Source organism: Bradyrhizobium ferriligni (assembly GCF_056837965.1).
This window is the reverse complement of sequence record NZ_JBXEJO010000003.1, coordinates 75,471-96,692: the sequence shown is the minus strand read 5'-3', so window position 1 is coordinate 96,692 and position 21,222 is coordinate 75,471. Positions and strand designations below refer to the sequence as shown.

Below are 21,222 nucleotides of genomic sequence, written 5' to 3'. Positions count from 1 at the left end.
TCATGAACGTATTCTCCAACGTCGACATCAAGGAGAAGGTCGCAACCGAGACTGCGGACCAGCTGTGGTACAAGGACGCGATCATCTACCAGCTGCATGTCAAGGCATTTGCCGACAGCAACAATGACGGCATCGGCGACTTCGCGGGGCTGACGGAGAAACTCGGCTATCTGCAGGAGCTTGGCGTCACCGCGCTGTGGCTGTTGCCGTTTTATCCCTCGCCCGGCCGCGACGACGGCTACGACATCGGCGACTATGGCGACATCAATCCCGATTTCGGGACGATGAAGGACTTCAAGCGCTTCATCCAGGAGGCCAAGAGGCGCGGCCTGCGCGTCATCACCGAGCTCGTCGTCAACCACACCTCGGACCAGCATGCGTGGTTCAAGCGCGCGCGCCGCAGCCCGCCGAATTCGAGCGCGCGCAGCTGGTATGTCTGGAGCGACACCGACCAGAAATACCTCGATACAAGGATCATCTTCACGGATACGGAGAAGTCGAACTGGACCTGGGATCCGGAAGCCGGCCAGTTCTACTGGCATCGCTTCTTCTCGCATCAGCCGGACCTGAATTTCGACAATCCGCGCGTGGTGCGGGCTATCGTGCAGGTGATGAAGCGCTGGCTCGACACCGGCGTCGACGGTTTCCGGCTCGACGCCATTCCCTATCTGTGCGAGCGCGACGGCACCAACAACGAGAACCTGCCGGAGACGCATGCCATCATCAAGCGGCTGCGCCAGGAGCTCGACGCCTATGCCAAGGGCAAGATCCTGCTGGCCGAAGCCAATCAATGGCCGGAGGACGTGCAGGAATATTTCGGCCATGGCGACGAATGCCACATGGCCTATCACTTCCCGCTGATGCCGCGCATCTACATGGCGATCGCCCAGGAAGACCGCTTTCCGATCACCGACATCCTGCGGCAGACGCCCGACATTCCCGCCGCTGCGCAGTGGGCGCTGTTCCTGCGCAATCACGACGAGCTGACGCTGGAAATGGTCACCGACGTCGAGCGCGACTATCTGTGGTCGACCTACGCCAACGACCCGCGCGCCCGCATCAATGTCGGCATCCGTCGCCGCCTTGCGCCGCTGATGGACAACGACAGGCGCAAGATCGAGCTGATGAACTCGCTGCTGCTGTCGTTCCCGGGCACGCCGATCATCTATTACGGCGACGAGATCGGCATGGGCGACAACATCTATCTCGGCGACCGCAACGGCGTGCGGACGCCGATGCAGTGGTCGCCGGACCGCAACGGCGGCTTCTCGCGCGCCGATCCGGCGCGGCTCTACGCGCCGATGATCATGGACCCGGTCTACGGCTATGAATCCGTCAATGTCGAGGCGCAGTCGCGCAGCCTGTCGTCGCTGCTTTCGGCGACCAAGCGGCTAATCGCGGTGCGCAAGTCGACGCTTGCCTTCGGGCGCGGCACCATGACCTTCATCCGCCCGGAGAACCGCTCGGTGCTGGCCTATGTGCGCCAGTACCAGGGTGAGGCGATCCTGTGCGTCGCCAATCTGTCGCGGTCGGCGCAGGCCACCGAGCTCGACCTCTCCGCCTTCAAGGACCGCATTCCGCTCGAGATGCTCGGGCGCACGCGCTTCCCGGCGATCGGCGAGCTGCCCTACATGATCACGCTGGCGCCGTACGGCTTCTACTGGTTCCAGCTGCAGGAGCGCGACAAGTCCGAGCCGGTGACACCGCGCGCGGTGCCGGAATTCGAGACGCTGGTGGTGCCGCTGAATTCGACCTGGATGTCATTGGCGCGCACCCGCGGCGTGTTCGAGCACGACGTGCTGCCCGGTCATCTCGCCCGCACGCGCTGGTATCCGGAGCGCTCGGCCAGCGCGATCCAGCCGATGCTGGTCTCCGCGATCCCGTTCTGCGACATCGGCGACAACCGGCCGTGGCTTGCCTTCTTCGAGACCACGCAGCGCGGCACCACCAGCCGCTACGTGCTGCCGATGCAGATCGAGTGGGTACGCTTCGACCGCGAGCGCTACAATCCGCGCGCGTTCGCCGCCATACGCCAGGGCGCGCGCGAGGGCACCTTGCTCGATGTCGCCACCGACCAGATCTTCACCGGCCTGTTCCTGCGCAACTTGCGGGAAAACCTCACGGTCGACGAAGGCGAGCAAGGCCTCAAGCTCGAATTCCGCCCGACCAGCCGCTTCTCCGACCGGCCGGTGCGGCAGCCCGAGCGCATCCGGGTGTTCGAGAACGATCAGCCGCATTCGACCGCGCTGGTCGACAACGAATATGTCACCAAGATCTACCGCAAGCTCGAAGTCGGCATCAATCCGGAGATCGAGATGGGCCGCTTCCTCACCGAAGTGGTCAACTTTCCGAACACTCCTGCCTTGCTCGGCACCGCCGAACTGATCGAGGGCGACAAGCGCAGCGCCATTGCCGTGCTGCATGCGATGGTCGTCAACCAGGGCGACCTCTGGACCATCGCAGGCGCACACCTCGACCGCCTGGTCGAACGGCAGCGCCTGCTCACGGTGAGCGAGCACCCCGTGGAGAACGGCGACCAGGCGACCTATCTGCGCCACATGTCGCATAGCGGGAAGCGGCTCGCCGAGCTGCATATCGCGCTCGCCAGCAACCGCGACCTGCCGGACTTCGCGCCCGAGCCGACCAAGCCCGACGACCTGCAGCGCTGGGCCGACGAGATCATGGCGCGGGCCGAGCGCGTATTCGATACGCTGAAGCAGCGGCGCGGCTCCCTGAAGGAGGCCGACCGGGTGCTGGCCGATCAGTTGCAGGCCCAGCACGACACGCTGCCGGAGCGGCTCAAGACACTGCTGCCGCGCGAGACCGATGGCTTCAACATCCGCCATCACGGCGACCTGCATCTCGGTCAGTTACTGGTGGTCAAGGACGACGTCTTCATCATCGATTTCGACGGCGGACCGGGCCGCACCATCGCCGAGCGGCGGCGCAAGGCACCGCCGGCGCGCGACGTCGCCGGCCTGATCCGTTCGATCGACTATGCGGCGACCGCCGCGCTGGAACGGACGCTCAAGGTCTCCCCCGACGAGAGCGGCCGGCTGAGCCTCGCCTTGGCCGAATGGCGCGACCAGGCCGCGGATACCCTGTTGGCGGCCTATCGCGAGACGGTGGCCGGCCAGCGGCTGTGGCCCGCCGACGCCAAGACGGCCGATCGCCTGCTCAATTTTTTCCTGCTTGAGAAAGCCTTCTATGAGATCGAGTATGAGCTGGCCAACCGGCCGGATTGGCTGCGGGTGCCGCTCACCGGCCTGCTGAGGATCCTGGCGCAACAGCCGCATGAGGTTGCATGAGCAAACTGCCCGCCGAGGCCTATGCCATCATCGAGGGCCGCCACTCCGACCCCTTCCACTATCTCGGGCTTCACCCCGAGGGGGACCGCAACGTCGTGCGCGCCTTCCTGCCCGATGCCAGCAATGTCGAGGCGATCGGCGAGCATGGCGAGACGGCGCCGCTGGCGCGGATCCATGACGCCGGCCTGTTCGCAGGCCCCCTGCCGAACGGCTCGACGCGCTACCAGCTCCGCGCCCGCTTCGGCGACAACGTCGTCGAGCTGGAGGATGCCTACCGCTTTCCGCCGATCCTGAGCGATTTCGATCTCTACCTGCTCGGCGAAGGCACGCATCAGCGCGTCTACGATACGCTCGGCGCGCATCCGATGACGCTCGACGGCGTCGACGGCATCGGCTTCGTGGTGCTGGCGCCGAATGCGCGGCGGGTCAGCGTGGTCGGCGACTTCAACTTCTGGGACGGACGGCGGCATCCGATGCGCGTGCGCGGCCCGGGCTACTGGGAACTGTTCATCCCGCGTGCTCGCGTCGGCGACCACTACAAGTTCGAGATCATCGGGCGCAACGGCCAGCATCTGCCGCTGAAGTCCGATCCCCTGGCGTTCGCCGCCGAGGTGCGCCCGAAGACCGCCTCGATCGTGATCGACGAGCGCAGGATCCCGCATCCGCGCCCGGCGCCGGATCGCGTCAATGCGCTGAGCTCGCCGATGTCGATCTACGAGGTCCATCTCGGGTCGTGGCGGCGCAAGGGCCGCAATGAGTGGCTGACCTATCGCGAGATGGCGGAGCAGCTGCCGGCCTATGCCAGCGACATGGGCTTTACCCATGTCGAATTCCTGCCGATATCAGAGCATCCGTTCGACGGCTCCTGGGGCTACCAGCCGACCGGCATGTTCGCGCCGACCAGCCGCTTCGGCTCGCCGGACGATTTCGCCGCGCTGATCGACGCCTGCCACGGCGCTGGGCTCGCCGTGCTGCTCGACTGGGTGCCCGGGCATTTCCCCGACGATCCGCACGGGCTCGGCAGCTTCGACGGCACCGCGCTCTACGAGCACGCCAATCCGCTGCAGGGCCGTCACCTCGATTGGGGCACGCTGATCTACAATTACGGGCGCACCGAGGTCACCAACTTCCTGGTGTCGAACGCGCTGTTCTGGCTTGATCGCTACGGCATTGACGGGCTGCGCGTCGATGCCGTCGCCTCCATGCTCTATCTCGACTACAGCCGTCCCGCCGGCGGCTGGATCCCGAACAAATATGGCGGCCGGGAGAACATCGAGGCGATCGACTTCCTGCGCCGCTTCAACACCGAATTGTTCGCGCACTTCCCGCAGGCGACCACGGCGGCGGAGGAATCCACGGCGTGGCCGCAGGTGTCGCGCCCGGTCGAATATGGCGGGCTCGGCTTCGGCTACAAGTGGAACATGGGCTGGATGCACGACACGCTGAAATATATCGGCAAGGATCCGATCCACCGCAAATTCCATCACGGCGACATCCTGTTCGGCCTGCACTACGCCTTCTCGGAAAATTTCATCCTGCCGCTGTCCCACGACGAGGTGGTGCACGGCAAGCGCTCGATCCTCGGCCGCATGCCCGGCGACGACTGGCAGCGCTTTGCCAATCTGCGCGCCTATTACAGCTTCATGTTCGGCCACCCCGGCAAGAAGCTGATGTTCATGGGCTGCGAATTCGGCCAGGAGCGCGAGTGGAATCACGACTATTCGATCGATTGGCATCTGCTGCAACAGCCGAGGCACAGCGGCATCCAGAACCTGGTCCGCGACCTCAACCGGCTCTATCGCGCGTTGCCGGCGCTGCACGAGCTCGACTGCGACCAGGCCGGCTTCGAATGGGTCATCACGGACGATGCCAACAACAATGTGTTCGGCTGGATCCGCAAGGGCAATGCTGAGCGCGCACGCTGCCTCGTGGTCGCGAACTTCTCGCCCAACGTCTATCGCAACTATCGCGTCCGGGTGCCGTTCGCGGGCAAGTGGCACGAGGTGTTCAACTCGGACTCCGCGCATTACGGCGGCACCAATGTCGGCAATGTCGGCGAGGTGCGCGCATCGGAGGGCCCCACGCCCGAACTGAGCCTGACGATTCCGCCGCTGGCTGCGATCTTCCTCGTACCGGAAAGCTGATTGATGCGACTGACCGGGGGTACGTCCGCGCGGCTCGGTGCAAGCTGGGACGGCAGAGGCACCAATTTTGCGCTATTCTCGGCGAATGCGGAGAAGGTCGAGCTGTGCCTGTTCGACGGCCAGGGCCGCCGCGAGCTCGAGCGGATCGAGATGCCGGAGCGCACCGAGGACGTCTGGCACTGCTACCTCAACGACGTCTCGCCGGGCCAACTCTACGGCTATCGCGTCTACGGGCCCTACGCACCGGAGCGCGGCCATCGCTTCAACGCCAACAAGCTGCTGCTCGATCCCTACGCCAAGCGGCTCGCCGGCCGGCTGGTGTGGAGCGATGCGCATTTCGCCTACCGCACCGGCAGCGCGCGCGAGGACCTCTCCTTCGACCGGCGCGACAATGCCCGCGGCATGCCGAAGGCGGTGGTGGTCGACGAGAGCTTCAACTGGGGCCGCCGCGAGATCCGGCCGCACATTCCCTGGGAAGACACCATCATCTATGAGGCCCACGTCAAGGGCCTGACGCAGAAGCGCGAGGACGTGCCGCCGAACCTGCGTGGCACCTATGGCGGCCTGTCGTCACCGGCGATGATCGACCACCTCAAGCGGCTCGGCGTCACCACCATCGAGCTGTTGCCGATCCACGGCCTGATCGACGACCGTATCCTGGTCGAGAAGAAGCTGGCGAACTACTGGGGCTACAACACCATCGCCTTCTTCGCGCCGGAGGCGCGCTACGCCCAGGACAATGCGCTCGATTCCTTCCGCACCACGGTGGCGCGGCTGCACGATGCCGGCATCGAGGTGCTGCTCGACGTCGTCTACAACCACACCGCCGAGGGCAACCATATGGGCCCGACGCTGTGCTTCCGCGGCATCGACAATGCCTCCTATTACTGGCTGAACCGCGAGAACCCGCGCTTCTACGACGATTTCACCGGCTGCGGCAGCTCGGTCAACCTCACCCATCCGCGCGTGCTGCAGATGGTGATGGATTCGCTGCGCTACTGGGTCGAGGTCTGCCATGTCGACGGCTTCCGCTTCGACCTCGCAACGACCCTGGCGCGCGGGCCGAACGGGTTCGATCGCAACCACCCCTTCCTCACCGCGATCCGCCAGGACCCGGTGCTGGCGACCGCGAAGATGGTCGCCGAGCCCTGGGACCTCGGTCTCGGCGGCTACCAGGTCGGTGCGTTTCCATCGCAATGGTCGGAATGGAATGACCGCTATCGCAGCGCGATGCGGCGCTACTGGAGCGGCGAAGGCAGCCTGATCGGCGATATTTCGGGCCGCATGACCGCGTCCTCGGATCTGTTTCACCACGACAATCGCGCGACCCGCGCCAGCGTCAACCACATCACGGTGCATGACGGTTTCACGCTCGCCGATCTCTTCAGCTACAACGAGAAGCACAACGAGGCCAACGGCGAGGACAATCGCGACGGCTCCAACGACAATCACAGCAACAATTGCGGCCATGAAGGCCCGACCGACGATCCTGCCATCATCGCGCTGCGCCGCCAGCTCAGGAAGAATGCGCTGGCCTGCCTGCTGCTGGCGCAAGGCACACCGCTGATCCTCGCCGGCGACGAGGTCGCGAACACGCAAGGTGGCAACAACAACGCCTATTGCCAGGACAACGAGACCGGCTGGATCGGCTGGGAGAACCTCGGCACGGACGACGACGCCATCGATTTCATCGGTCACCTGACCGCGCTGCGGCGTCGCTTCGGCCAGATCCGCTGCCAGAGCTGGCTCGACGGCCGCCGCACCGACGGCAGCTACGGCGTGCTCTGGTTGACGCCCGCGGCGGAAGAGATGAAGGAATCCGACTGGAAATTCCCGGAGAGCCGATTCCTCGCCTATGTGCTGGGGCCGATGGAACCAGGACAGGCGCCGATCTTTATCGTGCTCAATGCCGCACCGCAGGAGATCGTGTTCAGGATGCCGAGGATGGCGGAATACAGGACCTGGCAGCAGGTCCTGAACACGACCAAGGCCGAGCAAACGGCTGAGCAATTCGCATCCGGCGCCGATACCAAGGCACCCCCGCGCTCGGTGCTGGCATTTGCAGGCTCCACATGAATAGACAGCATTTCGGCGCCGAGCTGACACCTGACGGCACGCGCTTCCGGCTGTGGGCGCCGGCGGCCAAGCGCGTCGACCTCCTGATCGACCAGCCGCATACGCGAGGCCGCGAAGCGCATGCGCTCACGCGCGACGCCGCCGGCTGGTACGTCGGCGAGATCCCGGGCGCGCGCGCCGGCACGCGTTACAAATTCCGCGTCGATGACGAGGTCGATGTGCCGGATCCCGCCTCTGCATTCCAGCCGGACGACGTGTTCGGCCCGAGCGAGGTGATCGACCACGCCGCCTTCAAATGGCGCGCCACCGACTGGCGCGGACGTCCCTGGCACGAGACCGTCGTCCTCGAGGCCCATGTCGGCACCTTCACCCGAGAGGGCACCTATCGCGCCATGATCGACAAGCTCGATCATCTGGTCGCGACCGGCATCACCGCGCTCGAGCTGATGCCGCTGGCGGATTTCGCCGGGGAGCGCAACTGGGGCTATGACGGGGTGCTGTGGTACGCGCCCGACAGCGCCTATGGCCGGCCCGACGACCTCAAGACCCTGATCGACGAAGCGCATCTGCGCGGGCTGATGGTGATGCTCGACGTGGTCTATAATCATTTCGGCCCCGAAGGGAATTATCTCGGCCGCTATGCGCCCGCCTTCTTCAGTGACGCGCATACCCCGTGGGGCAGCGCGATCGATTATCGCGTGCCCGAGGTGCGCGCGTTTGCGATCGGCAGCGTGACGAGCTGGTTGCGCGACTATCGCTTCGACGGGCTGCGGTTCGATGCGGTCAACACCATCGTCGAAGCCGGCGAGATCGCCGTTATCCATGACTTCAGCAAGGCCGCCGGCAAGCTCGCCACCGAGACCGGCCGCTACATCAACCTCGTGCTCGAAAACGGCGACAACATTGCAAGCTTGCTCGATGCCGCCGAAGATCCGCCGCACGGCAAATTCCGCGGCCAGTGGAACGACGACTATCATCACGCCTGGCACGTGCTGCTGGCCGGCGAGACGCAGGGCTATTATGGCGACTACCGGGCGCCGAAGCAGGACCTCGCACGCGCACTGTCGTCCGGCTACATCTACCAGGGTGAAGTCTCGGAGTTCTGGGGCGGCAAGGCCCGCGGCGAGCCGAGCGGTATGCTGTCGCCGACCTGCTTCATCAACTTCCTGCAGAACCACGACCAGATCGGCAACCGGCCGCTCGGCGATCGTCTCGTCAGCATTGCCAGGCCGGAGGCGGTCGCGGCGGCGCTGGCAGTGACGCTGATCGCGCCGACCACGCCGATGCTGTTCATGGGCGAGGAATGGGGCGCGACGACGCCCTTCCCGTTCTTCTGCGATTTCAAGGGCGATCTCGCCAACGCTGTCCGCGCCGGACGGCGCAAGGAGTTCGCCTGGGCCTATGCCAAATATGGCGACGACATTCCCGACCCGCTTGCCGAGGCGACGGTGCGATCGGCCGTGCTCGACTGGGCGGCCCTCGGCCATGATCCGGCGCGCGCACGGCTTGCGCTGGTGCGCGACCTCCTCGCCGTGCGCCGGCGGGAGATCGTGCCCCGGCTCAGAGGGTGCCGCCTCGGCGACGCCACCGTGGCAGGCGACCTGTTGACGGCGCATTGGCAGATGGGCGACGGCAGCACGCTGCGGCTGACCGCCAATTTGTCCGATCGCGACATCCCCGATGGACCGAAGCCGAAGGGAACTGCGATCTGGGGCGGCGCGTTGTCGAGCGACCTCCCCGGCTGGGCGGTGCGCTGGCACATCGGATAGCATAATGCCTCCGGCGATCCCGATCGCAACCTACCGTCTGCAACTCACTGCCGATTTCGACTTCGATGCCGCCGCCGGCGTGGCGCCGTATCTGAAGGCCCTCGGCATCAGCCATGTCTATGCGTCGCCCTTCATGAAGGCGCGCAAGGGGTCGACCCATGGCTATGACGTTGTCGATCACACCAAATTCAATCCTGAGCTCGGGGGCGAAGAGGGCTTTGCGCGGCTGAGCGACGCATTGAAGCGCCATGATCTCGGCCTGATCCTGGATTTCGTGCCGAACCATGTCGGCGTTCACTTCGCCGACAATCCGTGGTGGCTCGACGTGCTGGAATGGGGACCGGTGTCGCCGCACGCGGTCTCCTTCGACATCGACTGGGACCAGTTGCCCTATCGCGCGCGCGGCGGCGTGCTGCTGCCGATCCTCGGCTCGTCCTATGGCCAGGCGCTGGAGCGCGGCGACATCGAGCTGCGCTATGACGCGAACGAAGGCAGCTTCTCGGCCTGGTATTTCGAGCACCGCCTGCCGATCGCGCCGGAGCGCTATGGCGAGGTGCTGCGCACCGTCGTCCGCGAGGCCGCTGCCGAACAGAGCATCGCCGGACACGCGATGCTCGAGCTCGCCGTGCTATACCGGGGGCTGCGTCATCCCAACCGCGTCGAGGCGCCGGCGCTGAAGGCGGCGATCAAGGCGATCGAGGGCGGCGCCGACATCATCGCACGCGGCCTCGATGCCTATCGCGCCGGTGAGGACCGCCCGACCCAGACGCTGGCGCTGCACCATTTGCTGGAACGCCAGCACTACAAGCTCGGCCACTGGCGGCTGGCGTCCAGCGACATCAACTATCGCCGCTTCTTCGACGTCAACACGCTGGCCGGCCTCAGGGTCGAGGACGCCGCCACCTTCGAGGCGAGCCATAGCCTTGTGAAGCGGCTGATCGCCGAAGACCGGCTGCAGGGCTTGCGGCTCGACCATATCGACGGCCTGCGCGATCCCGCGCAGTACTTCCAGCGGCTGCGCCGCCTGATCCGCGCCGCGCAGGGCGCGAAAGCCAGACCGTTCTACATGGTGATCGAGAAGATCCTCGGCGAGGACGAGAAGCTGCCGAGATTCAGCGGCGTTCACGGCACCACCGGCTATGAATGGATGAACACGATCAGCCAGGCACTGGTCGACGGTCGCGGCCTCGATCCGCTCAACGAAATCTGGCGCCAGATCAGCAACCAGTCGCCGAACCTGACGCCGGTGTTGCGCGAGGCCAAGCAGCGCGTGCTGGAGACGCTGCTCACCAGCGAATTTACCGTGCTGGCGCGGCTGCTCGCGCGCATTGCCAGCGGACACTACTCGACCCGCGACTTCTCCGGCGACAGTCTGCGGCAGGCGCTCGAGCTCTATGTGCTGCACTTTCCGGTCTATCGCACCTATCTCACCGCCTCCGGCCCAGCCGCGCACGACCGCGCGCTGATCCGCGAGACCATCGAGCGCGCCCGCGCCGACTGGTTCGCCGCCGACGAAGGCATCTTCGATTTCCTGCGCGACGCCTTGACCATGGACCTTTTGCAGCCCGGCCGGCCGCCGCATGGCGCGCCGCGGGTCCGGCGCTTCGCGCTGAAGGTGCAGCAATTCACCGGGCCGATGATGGCGAAGTCGCTGGAGGATACCGCCTTCTATCGCTATCACCGGCTGCTAGCGCTCAACGAGGTTGGCGGCGATCCGGCGGCGGGCGCGATCGCACCCGAGGCCTTCCACGCCATGATGCAGGCCCGCGCCCGCGAATGGCCGCACGGCATGACGGCGACCGCGACCCACGACACCAAGCGCGGCGAGGACGCCCGCGCCCGCATCATGGCGCTTGCGGAAATCCCCGGCGAATGGACCAGCGCGGTGGCGCGCTGGAAGGTGCTGAATGCGCCGCATCTCGTGCTCGACGGCGAGATGCGCGCGCCATCGGCGACGTTCGAATACATGCTGTATCAGGCCCTGCTCGGCGCCTGGGATCCCGATGATGCCTCGCTCGCCGCCCGCATCCAGGCCTACGCGCTGAAGGCCGCGCGCGAGGGCAAGCAGGAAACCAGCTGGCTCAATCCGCACCAGCCTTACGAGGCCGGCGTGAAAGCCTTTGTCGAACGAATCCTCGATCGCAAGACCGCACCCGAATTCCTCGATGCGCTGGGGACGCTGGCGCGGCGCACCGCGCTGATTGGCGCGCTGAATTCGCTCAGCCAGATCACGCTGAAGGCAACCATGCCGGGCGTGCCGGATTTCTACCAGGGCACCGAAGGCTGGGATCTTTCGCTGGTCGATCCGGACAACCGCCGCCCGGTCGACTTTGCCGAACGGACAGGAATGCTCGCCGCACTGGAGACGCCGGATTGGGATGCCCTGGCGCAAGACTGGCGCGACGGCCGTCTCAAATTCGCATGGACGCGGCATCTGCTCCGGCTCCGCAACGAGATGGCCGATGTGTTCACCAGCGGCGACTACGTGCCGCTCGCGGTCAGCGGCCCGCACCGCGATCACGTCATTGCCTTCGCGCGGCGCCATGGCCGCGAGGCGGCCATCGTTGCGGTGGCAAGATCATTCGCCCCATTCACGCAAGGTGGCCGCAGCTGGCCGCGCCCCGAAGCTTTTGAGGGTGAACTCGACGCGGCTGGATATGCACTCAGGGATGGCGCAACCAGGATTCAGCTCCCGGCGCTGTTCGCCAATCTTCCGGTCGCGGTGCTAAAGGCCAAGGCCGCAACGGCGTCGAAACCAACCTCAAAACGAGCGCGCTCGCATGCCTAAAGCGCGATGAGATTGGGTTGAATCCTCATCGCGCTTTAGCTCCTTTGAGCATGATCTTTTCGGAAAACCGCTTCACACTTTTCCGGATCATGCTTTAGCGTCCTGCTTCAGCGCTTGGTCAGCAGCAATTTCCCGCGCTTCTGGATCGCCACCTGCGCGACCTCGGCGAACCGTTGCAGCAGCCACGGCAGCGTCACCTCGACGCGCACATGAGTATCCTCGACATCGACATGCCCGGCCGCGACCTGCCCCAGCGCCCGGATGCGAAAGCTCATCCGGTTGCCGTCCCAGCGCTCCTCGTCGACGCTCATGACCGGCAGGTTCGCCGTCGCGCGCGACAGGCCCGTTTTCAAGCGGCGCATCGCCTCGTCGCGGCCGAGGCTATGGGGTATCGAAACGATCAGCGGCGCCGACATTGCGATGCACTCCTCTGTGGATTTCGTTGATGTAGTTCTGTTCCAAGGCAAACGGAAGAACCACACAGTTTTATCGCGCCGCCAACTCCGGAACCTTCACAGTTACGGGTTGTTTTCCTTCCCGAAGGGCAGAAACGAGACGAGCCCGCGGGGCTGAGGAGACGGTAGATGTCAATTGGAACGATCATTCTCATCATTCTGGTCATTGCGCTGCTTGGCGGCTTCAGCGGCATCGGCGGCGGACCGTTTTACGGCACCGGCTATTACGGCGGCGGCGGGCTCGGCCTGGTCGTCGTGATCCTGCTGATCCTGCTCCTGATGGGACGACTGTAGCGCGTGGCGGCACTGTGCCCGATCCACATCAACGACTGTCATCACCCGCGCAAGCGGGTGATCCAGTATTCCAGAGACGCTTGCGATTGAACCGATAAGCCGCGGCGTACTGGATACCCCGCTTCCGCGGGGTATGACGAACCAAGCCAGCGGCACGAGTCGTGCCCAACCGTTTCTACTGCGCCGCGAGCTTCTTCATCGCCGACTTGATCGACGAGGCCGCGTCCTCGTAGCCATCCCAGGCCTTCGTCTTCGCGAGCAAGGCCGGCACGGCGCGTAGCGTGAATTTCTTCGGATCGAGATCACCGCGCAGCTGCGGCCAGGTCAGCGGCATCGACACCGTCGCTCCCGGACGCGCCCGCGGCGACAACACCGCGACCGCCGTCGACATCCTGTCGTTGCGCAAATAGTCGAGGAAGATTTTTCCCGTGCGCTTGGCCTTGGACATGTTGATCAGATAGCGCTCGGGATCGTCCTGCGCCATCCACTGGCAGACCGCCTGCGCGAACGCCTTGGCCTCCTTCCACGTCACCTTGTCCCTGCTGCCTGCGAGCAGCGGTGTGACGACGTGCAGCCCCTTACCGCCGGTGGTCTTGCAGAAGCTTTCGAGACCGACCGCGGTCAGCCGCTGCCGCATGTCCTTGGCGGCATCGATCACGTCGGTGAATGCGACATCGGGCGCGGGATCGAGATCAAACACCAACCGGCCCGGCGTGTCATAGGCATCGGGCGCGCAATTCCAGGGATGCAGCTCGAGGCCGCCGGCCTGCGCGACCGCCGCCAGGCCCTCAACCTGGTCGATCTGCAGATAGGGTTTGCGGTCACCCGAGACCTTCGCAAGCTTGAGGAGTTTTGATGTGCCGGCCATCGCATGACGCTGGAAGAAGGTCTCGCCCTTGATGCCGTCGGGCGCACGCACGATCGAGCACGGCCGGCCCTTGAGATAGGAGATCATCCATTCGCCGACCGCCTCGAAATAGTTGGCGAGGTCGAGCTTGGTCACCGGCTCGCCATCGCCCGCATCAGGCCACAGCGCCTTGTCCGGATGCGAGATGACGACGCCCATCACCTCGCTGGACGCCTTCCCGGTGCCCTTCTTCGCCACGCCCTTGGCCATCGGCTTCACCACTTTGGTTACAACCGGCCGCTCGGCCTCGACTTCGTGCGCCGGCTTGTCCTGGCGCAGGCCCTTGAAGGCGGCCTGGCGGATATTGCCGGCGTCGGTCCAGCCGGCGAACTCGATCTCGGCGACCAGCTCCGGCTTCAGCCAGTGCACGTCGCGGGTCTTCTTCGGCGCGTCCTTGCCGCCGAACGGGCTCTCGTCCGCCTCCGCCGCCTTCAGCGCCGGCATGATGCGGCGGACGGTGTCCTGGCCGAAGCCGGTGCCGACGATACCGACAAACGCCAGATGATCGCCGCGATAGACGCCCGCCATCAGCGAGCGGAATTTTCCATTAGTGGTCTTCCAGCCGCCGAGCACCACCTCATGGCCGGCGCGGATTTTTGCCTTGGTCCAGTCGTCGGAGCGGCCGGAACGGTAGGCACCGTCGAGCCGCTTGGAGACGATACCTTCGAGGCCGAGCTTGCGCGCGGATTCCAGCACCGCCTCGCCGCGCTGCTCGAAATGTTCGACATAGCGGATCAGAGGGTTCTTGCCCTTGCGCGCCGCGAGCAATTGCTTCAGCCGCGTCTTGCGCTCGGCGAGCGGCAGCGGGCGCAGGTCCTCGGTGCCGGCGAACAGCAGGTCGAACGCGTAGAAGATCAGCCGATCCGTCTTGCCGTCGGAGAGCGCGGCCTGCAGCGTCGAAAAATGCGGCGTGCCGTTCTTGTCGAGCGCGACGATCTCGCCATCGATCAGCGCGTCGGGCAGCTTCTCCGCCTCCTTCACGATCGCGCCGAACTTGGCGGTCCAGTCGAGCCCCTTGCGCGTCTTCAGCACGGCCTCGCCGTCTTCGACACGGAGCTGCACGCGGTAGCCGTCGAACTTGATCTCGTGGCACCAGCCCGTGCCATTTGGTGGAGACTCGACCGCGGCGCAGAGCTGCGGCGCGACGAAATCGGGCATCTCCGATACCTGCTTCGGTTTCGCCTGCCGCGCCACTTTCAGCCGCTCCTTGGGCGCCGGCGCCTTGGTCCTGGCGCGCGCGTCCGCAGCCATGCCGTGGTTGGACTGCCAGACCGCGTCAGCCTTGGCCTTGCCGTTACCCTTGGCCAGCATGAACGGCTTCGGCGCCCGGCCCTTGCCGGCCGCGATCTGCGCCATCGAGCGTCCGGAGGCGACCGAACGGTCCTCGTCGAGGATCTCCTCGCCGTTGCCGTCAACGGCATATTCGTCGCGGTGCTTGATCAGGAGCCAGTTGGTGCGCTTGCCGCCGAAGCGGTCGCCCTTCATCCGCACCAGCACCCAGCTGCCGTGCAGCTTGTCGCCCTCGAGCGTGAACTTCAGGTCGCCTTTCTTGAAGCCGCGTTCGGGATCGTCCGATTCCCAGGTGCCGCGATCCCACAGTTGCACCGTGCCGCCGCCATACTGGCCGTCGGGAATGGTGCCTTCGAAATCACCATAGTCGAGCGGATGATCCTCGACCTCGACCGCCAGTCGCTTGTCATGCGGATCGAGCGAGGGCCCGCGCGTCACCGCCCAGGACTTGAAGACGCCGTCGAATTCGAGCCTCAGGTCGTAATGCAGCCGCGTCGCGTCGTGCTTCTGGATGACGAAGCGCCGCTGCTTGCTAGGTGCGACCTTGACGTCGCCCGCCGGCTCGCTGGTCTTCTCGAAGTCGCGCTTCTTGCGATAGGTGGACAGGTTTCTCAGCGACACAACAAACCTCGGCAAACCCTCGGCGCAAACGACGGCCGCCGCCTCCGTGCGGCCATCAGGAACCAAAACCCACGGTATCCGTTCAAGTTCCAAACTCAAGCTGTTTGGAGGCGATCATGGCCGCTCCCCGCGCCTACTGGAAAGGCACGCTCAAGCTCTCGCTGGTGTCATGCCCGGTGGCGCTCTACCCGGCCTCGACCGCGGTCGAGAAGACCCGCTTCCACATGATCAACCGGGAGACCGGCAACCGGCTGAAGCAACAGATGGTCGATACCGAGACCGGCGACGTCGTCGAGGGCGATCAGAAGGGCCGCGGCTACGAGGTCAGCAAGGGCAAATATGTCGAGATCGAGAAGGACGAACTCGAAGCGGTCCAGATCGAGAGCAACCATACCATCGACATCGACAGCTTCGTGCCCGAGGGCGAGATCGACAAGCGCTATCTCGACCACCCCTATTATATCAGGCCCGACGGCAAGGCCGGCGTCGACGCGTTCACGGTGATCCGCGATGCCATGAAGGATCAGGACCGCGTCGCGCTGGCGCGGATCGTGCTGACCAACCGCGAGCATGTGATCGCGATCGAGCCGCTCGACAAGGGTATGCTCGGCACCACCTTGCGCTACCCCTGCGAGCTGCGCGATGCCGACGATTATTTCGACGACATCAAGAGCCCGAAGGTCACGAAGGACATGATCGAGCTCGCCGGCCATATTCTCGACAGCAAGGCCGCGCATTTCGATCCGTCGAAATTCAAGGACGAGTATGAGACCACGCTGAAGGCCCTGGTCCGCCGCAAGGCGGCCGGCAAGCCGATCAAGGCCGCCGAGCGCGAGGAGAAGCCAAGCAACGTCGTGAGCCTGATGGACGCGCTGCAGCAGAGCCTGAAGGGCGGCAAGAGCGGCGCACGGCGCTCGCGCTCCACCGCGCGCCGCCCGACCGCGCATCGCCGCGCCGCCAAGAAGGCGCACCGGTCAAGCGCGCGGCGACGCAAGGCGGGGTAAGTCGGATTTTAAGCATCATGCCCGGGCTTGACCCGGGTATCCATCGACTTGGTCAGAACGACGTGGATGGTCGGGTCAAGCCCGGCCGTGACGAAGCAGGCAGCCTAGCCCTACTACTTCTTCGAGCTCTTCCGCTTCTTGGCCGTCTTGTTGGCAGTCTTGCGCTTCTTCGCCGTCTTCTTCTTGGACGCCTTCTTCGGCACCTTCTTGCCCTTGGCGCGCGCCTCGGACAGGCCGATCGCGATCGCCTGCTTGCGGCTCTTCACCTTCTTCTTGGAGCGGCCGCTGCGCAGCGTGCCGGCCTTGCGTTTCTTCATCGCGCGCTCGACATCACGCGATGCCTTCCGCGAATATTTCCTGGCCATGGGTTGTCTCCCGCTAACGGAAAACAAGCCTCGATGGCAGCGAAAGTTCCGTTTGGTGTCGTCGGGCGACGGCACCAACGTAGCCCGCATGAGCGCAGCGACATGCGGGAGATGCCCCGGATATCGCTTCGCTCATCCGGGCTACATGTTAGTCCGCTGCGCGCAGCCGATAGCCGATGCCGGTCTCGGTCAGCACGAATTGCGGACGCTCCGGGTCGGCCTCGATCTTCTGGCGAAGCTGGCGCACATAGACCCGCAGATATTGCGCGTCGGTCAGCTCGTCCCACAATTCCTTCAAGAGGAAGCGGTGGGTCAGCACCTTGCCGGCATGCTGCACCAGCACGCGCAGCAGGTCATATTCCTTCGGCGACAGCTTGATCTCCTTGTCGCCGACCTTGACGATCCGGCGCACCAGATCGACCGAGAGATCGCCGGATCGGAACACCGGCCGCTCGCCCTGCACCTGCAACTGATGGCGCAGCGCCGCGCGCAGCCGCGCCAGCAATTCGTCCATGCCGAACGGCTTGGTCAGATAGTCGTCGGCGCCGAGGTCGAGCGCCTGCACCTTGCCGGCCTCGTCGCCGCGGCTCGACAGCACCACGATCGGCACGCTCTCGTTGCGGCCGCGGATCATGCGCAAGAGATCGTGGCCCTGGATGTCGGGCAATCCGAGGTCGAGGATGATCAGCGCCGGCCCCTCGGCCAGCATCTCCAGCGCCAGCTTGCCGTTGGATGCCTCGAGAATGTCGTAGCCCTGCGTGCTCAGCCCCATCCGCAGCAGCTTGCGGATCGGCGGCTCGTCGTCGATGACCAGGACCTTGATCGGCGTGGCGTTCATGCAGCAGTGTCCAGCGCGTTGGTGTCGGCGGGGATCGGCAGGCGGATGGTGATGACGGCGCCGCTGCGGTCGGCGCGGTTGGCCGCCGCGATCGTGCCGCGCATCGCCTCGACGAAGCCGCGCGAGATCGCAAGCCCTAGGCCGGTGCCGGGACGAACGTGGTCGCCCTTCTCGGCGCGATAGAATTTGTCGAACACGCTTTCGAGCTCGGCCACGGGAATCCCGTTGCCCTCATCGAGGATCTGCAGCGCGATCGTGTCGCGGTCGCGGGCGCCGCGGATCGAGATCGTGGTGTCTGATGGGGCGTATTTGGCGGCGTTGTCGAGCAGGTTGAACAGCACCTGCTCGAACAGCACGGCGTCGAGCTCCAGCATCGGCAGGTCGGCCGCGAGCTCCAGCGACACCCGGTGATGCACCAGGATCTTGCTCGCCCGTCGCAGCGCGCTGCCGACGATCTCGCCGACGTCGTGCCGCGCCGTGTTGGGCACGATCGCGCCGGATTCCAGCTTGGTCATGTCGAGCAGATTGGCGATGAACCGATTCAACCGCTCGGACTCGTCGATCACGGTGGCGAGCAGATCATGCTTCTGCGCATCGCTCAGGTTGGCGCCGAGGTCGCGCAGCGCCGACGCCGAGCCGAGCACCGAGGCCAGCGGGGTCTTGAGATCGTGCGAGATCGAGGTCAGGAGCGCGCCGCGCAGCCGGTCGGATTCCACCGTGCGCTTGACGCGGTCCATGTCCTCGACCAGCAGCACGCGCTCGATCGCCAGCGCGCCCTGGTCGACCAGCGCATCGAGCAGCCGGCGCTGGTCCGGTGTCAGCAAGGGCCCGGTGCGGTCGTCATCGATGCCGATCACCCCGATCGGACCGCGGCCGGTGCGCATCGGCAGGAACAGCCGTTTTCCCCCCGGCAGCGTGTCCGAGCCGCGGCCGGCCGGGCGATCGTTGCCCCAGGCCCAGTTGGCGGCGGCGAGATCGGCCTGATCGAGCTGATCCTCCGGCGGATAGCCGCTCTTGACGGTCAGCATCCCGTCCTCCGGCAGCAGCAGCACCACGCGCACCTTGAGCATCAGCGCGATCTGGTAGGCGGTCGCCCACAGCACGTCGTCCAGTGTCGCGGTGCCGGCGAGCTTGCGGCTGAAGGCGTAGAGCGATTCGGTGGTGCGGACGCGGCTGATCGCGGTGTCGGCCTGGGTGCGCACGCGCGCCGCGACGTTGGAGACCAGAAGCGCGATCAGCATGAAGAAGAAGAACGCCGCGACATTGGTCGGGTCGGTGATGGTGAAGGTATAGACCGGCGGCAGGAAGAAGAAATTGTAGCACAGCGAGGCCGCGACGCTCGCCAGCAGCGACGGCCCGAGGCCGTAGCGCGCCGCGGCGCCGACCACGGCGGTGAGGAAGACGAGGTCGACATTCTCGATGCCGAAAAACGGCTGGATCAGCTTGGCCGCGCCGAGCCCGAGCGCCGCCAGCAGCAGCGCCATCAGATAGGGCCGCGGATTGAACGCCTCCTGCCGCTGCGCGGTCTGCACCGCCGCCTTGCCGACCGGCAGCTCGTCGCCGGCGATCACGTTGACGCTGATATTGCCGGCGCGGCGCACCAGATCGTGCACGACGGATCCATGCGTCAGTTCGAACCAGCGCGAGCGCGTCGACTTGCCGATGATGATCTGGGTGACGTTGTTGGCCTGGGCGAAATTGATGACGTCGTCGGCGATGCGGCGGCCGACGCCGGGAAGCGTCAACGCCTCGCCGCCGAGCGATTCCGCGAGCCGCATGGTGTCGGCCAGCCGGTCGCGCTGCTCGTCGCTCAGTTGCAGGCTGCGTCGCGTCTCGATGCTGACCGCGGTCCATTGCGCATGCAGCCGGTCGGCGAGACGCTTGGTGTAGCGCACGAGGCCGGCCGCGCGCGGATCCTCGCTCAGGCACACCAGGATGCGCTCGCCGGCGGCCCAGGGTCCGGCAATCGCATTGGCCTGCATGTGGTTGAGCAGCTGCTCGTCGACCCGCTCGGCGGTGCGGCGCAGCGCCAGCTCGCGCAGCGCGGTCAGATTGCCTGGCGAGAAATAGTGTTCCAGCGCCCGCTCGGCTTGTCTCGGCACATAGACCTTGCCCTCCTTCAGCCGCTGGATCAGATCGTCGGGCGTCAGGTCGATCAGCTCGATCGCATCGGCGCGATCGACCACCGAGTCCGGCACCGTCTCGCGCACCCGCACATGGGTGATCTGCGCGACGACGTCGTTGAGGCTCTCGATGTGCTGGATGTTGATCGCGGTGTAGACGTCGATGCCGTGCGACAGCAGTTCCTCGACGTCGAGATAGCGCTTGGGATGCCGGCTGCCCGGCGCGTTGGTATGGGCGAGCTCGTCGACCAGCGCCAGCTGCGGCCGCCGCGCGATCAATGCGTCGAGGTCCATCTCCTCGAGCGTCTGGTCGCGGTAGGCCAGCCGCTTCCGCGGCAGCACTTCGAGACCCCTAAGCAACGCCTCGGTCTCGATCCGGCCGTGGGTCTCGACGACGCCGACCACGACGTCGACGCCCGCCTTGAGGCGGGCGTGAGCGCTCGAGAGCATCTCGTAGGTCTTGCCGACGCCGGGGGCGGCGCCGATGAAGATCTTCAGCCGTCCCGATCGATCGGTCTCCCGGCGCGCCGCCTCCAGCAGCGCATCCGGCGAGGGTCGTTTGTCAGGGTCGCGCTGATTGGCCATACCGCAATATAGTCATCCTGCGAGAGACAGCCTACTCCCCTATTTTGCGTTTGCCGCGTCGAGCGCCAGGTTGAGCGCAAGAACGTTAACGCGGGGCTCGCCGATCACGCCGGCGAAGCGGCCCTTCGTGTTCTGCGTCACCAGCTCGCGCACCGCGTCCTCGGACATGCTGCGCGCCTTGGCGACCCGCGGGACCTGGAACAGCGCGGCGTCCGGCGAAATATCCGGATCGAGCCCGCTGCCCGACGTGGTCACGAGATCGACCGGCACGCGGGCGGACGGGTTCTCCGCCTTCAGCTTCTCGACATCCTCCTTGACCCGGTCGTTCAGCGCCTTGCTGGTCGGACCGAGGTTGGAGCCGCCGGAATTGGCCGCGTTATAGGGCGCCGGCACGGTCTTCGTGGAGTCGTTCGGATCGGGCGCGACCGTCGCCGACGGCCGGCCGTGGAAATATTTGTCCTCCTTGAACTCCTGCCCGATCAGGGCGGAGCCGATCACCTTGCCGTCCTGTTCGATCAGGCTGCCTTGCGCCTGCCGCGGAAAGATGACGCCGGCAATCCCGGTGATGGCGAGCGGATAGGCAAGGCCCGTAATCGCGGTCAGCAGGACCAGCACGAGGATGGCGGGGCGGATTTCTCTCAACATGATTGCGGCT

At 65.6% G+C, this 21,222-nt stretch carries 13 protein-coding genes; 7 read left to right on the top strand and 6 right to left on the bottom strand.

Annotation, left to right across the window (positions count from 1 at the left end):
- The first annotated feature begins 2 nt into the window (after positions 1-2).
- Genes treS through treY form a run of 5 tightly spaced genes read left to right on the top strand, consistent with a single transcriptional unit; the run spans position 3 to position 12,085 of the window.
- The gene (treS, locus tag AC1VNY_RS02450; RefSeq protein WP_482403967.1) at positions 3-3,308 is read left to right on the top strand and encodes a maltose alpha-D-glucosyltransferase; all 3,306 of its coding nucleotides are present in this window, start codon (positions 3-5) and stop codon (positions 3,306-3,308) included.
- Complete coding sequence (glgB, locus tag AC1VNY_RS02445) at positions 3,305-5,452, top strand: 1,4-alpha-glucan branching protein GlgB (RefSeq protein ID WP_482403966.1); 2,148 nt, start codon at positions 3,305-3,307, stop codon at positions 5,450-5,452. Before treS ends, glgB begins: the two co-directional genes overlap by 4 nt.
- A 3-nt stretch (positions 5,453-5,455) precedes the next feature.
- Positions 5,456-7,528 (top strand): glycogen debranching protein GlgX, encoded by a 2,073-nt coding sequence (gene glgX / locus AC1VNY_RS02440; RefSeq protein ID WP_482403965.1) that lies wholly within the window; start codon positions 5,456-5,458, stop codon positions 7,526-7,528.
- Positions 7,525-9,297 carry a malto-oligosyltrehalose trehalohydrolase gene (treZ, locus tag AC1VNY_RS02435; RefSeq protein WP_482403964.1) on the top strand — a complete coding sequence of 591 codons (1,773 nt, stop codon included), beginning with the start codon at positions 7,525-7,527 and terminating at the stop codon, positions 9,295-9,297. Before glgX ends, treZ begins: the two co-directional genes overlap by 4 nt.
- Positions 9,298-9,301: 4 nt before the next feature.
- Positions 9,302-12,085, top strand: a complete 2,784-nt coding sequence (gene treY / locus AC1VNY_RS02430; RefSeq protein WP_482403963.1) for a malto-oligosyltrehalose synthase — start codon at positions 9,302-9,304, stop codon at positions 12,083-12,085.
- Between the two features lie 107 nt (positions 12,086-12,192).
- On the opposite strand, the gene AC1VNY_RS02425 is transcribed toward treY, so the two are convergent.
- A complete protein-coding gene (locus AC1VNY_RS02425) occupies positions 12,193-12,501 on the bottom strand; it encodes a polyhydroxyalkanoic acid system family protein (protein ID WP_482403962.1) in 309 nt (102 codons plus the stop codon).
- A gap of 168 nt (positions 12,502-12,669) precedes the next feature.
- Here AC1VNY_RS02425 and AC1VNY_RS02420 point away from each other — a divergent pair, with 168 nt between their 5' ends.
- Complete coding sequence (locus AC1VNY_RS02420; RefSeq protein WP_076823921.1) at positions 12,670-12,834, top strand: DUF3309 family protein; 165 nt, start codon at positions 12,670-12,672, stop codon at positions 12,832-12,834.
- A gap of 175 nt (positions 12,835-13,009) precedes the next feature.
- Here the strand turns inward: AC1VNY_RS02420 and ligD are convergent, their stop codons facing one another.
- The gene (gene ligD, locus AC1VNY_RS02415) at positions 13,010-15,652 is read right to left on the bottom strand and encodes a DNA ligase D (RefSeq protein WP_482403961.1); all 2,643 of its coding nucleotides are present in this window, start codon (positions 15,650-15,652) and stop codon (positions 13,010-13,012) included.
- Positions 15,653-15,768: 116 nt separating this feature from the next.
- On the opposite strand from ligD, the gene ku reads away from it, so the two are divergent.
- Positions 15,769-16,656, top strand: coding sequence for a non-homologous end joining protein Ku (ku, locus tag AC1VNY_RS02410; protein ID WP_482403960.1), 888 nt, complete (start codon positions 15,769-15,771; stop codon positions 16,654-16,656).
- A 113-nt stretch (positions 16,657-16,769) separates the two neighbouring features.
- On the opposite strand, the gene AC1VNY_RS02405 is transcribed toward ku, so the two are convergent.
- The 4 genes from AC1VNY_RS02405 to AC1VNY_RS02390 all read right to left on the bottom strand — a co-directional run bounded on the left by AC1VNY_RS02405 (position 16,770) and on the right by AC1VNY_RS02390 (position 21,212).
- On the bottom strand, positions 16,770-17,021 hold the full coding sequence (locus AC1VNY_RS02405; RefSeq protein ID WP_482403959.1) for a DUF6496 domain-containing protein: 252 nt from the start codon (positions 17,019-17,021) through the stop codon (positions 16,770-16,772).
- Positions 17,022-17,169: 148 nt separating this feature from the next.
- The gene (locus tag AC1VNY_RS02400; protein ID WP_456782147.1) at positions 17,170-17,859 is read right to left on the bottom strand and encodes a response regulator; all 690 of its coding nucleotides are present in this window, start codon (positions 17,857-17,859) and stop codon (positions 17,170-17,172) included.
- Positions 17,856-20,567, bottom strand: coding sequence for a DUF4118 domain-containing protein (locus tag AC1VNY_RS02395; protein WP_482403958.1), 2,712 nt, complete (start codon positions 20,565-20,567; stop codon positions 17,856-17,858). Before AC1VNY_RS02395 ends, AC1VNY_RS02400 begins: the two co-directional genes overlap by 4 nt.
- Positions 20,568-20,606: 39 nt before the next feature.
- A complete protein-coding gene (locus tag AC1VNY_RS02390) occupies positions 20,607-21,212 on the bottom strand; it encodes a K(+)-transporting ATPase subunit C (RefSeq protein WP_482403957.1) in 606 nt (201 codons plus the stop codon).
- Positions 21,213-21,222 lie beyond the last annotated feature (10 nt).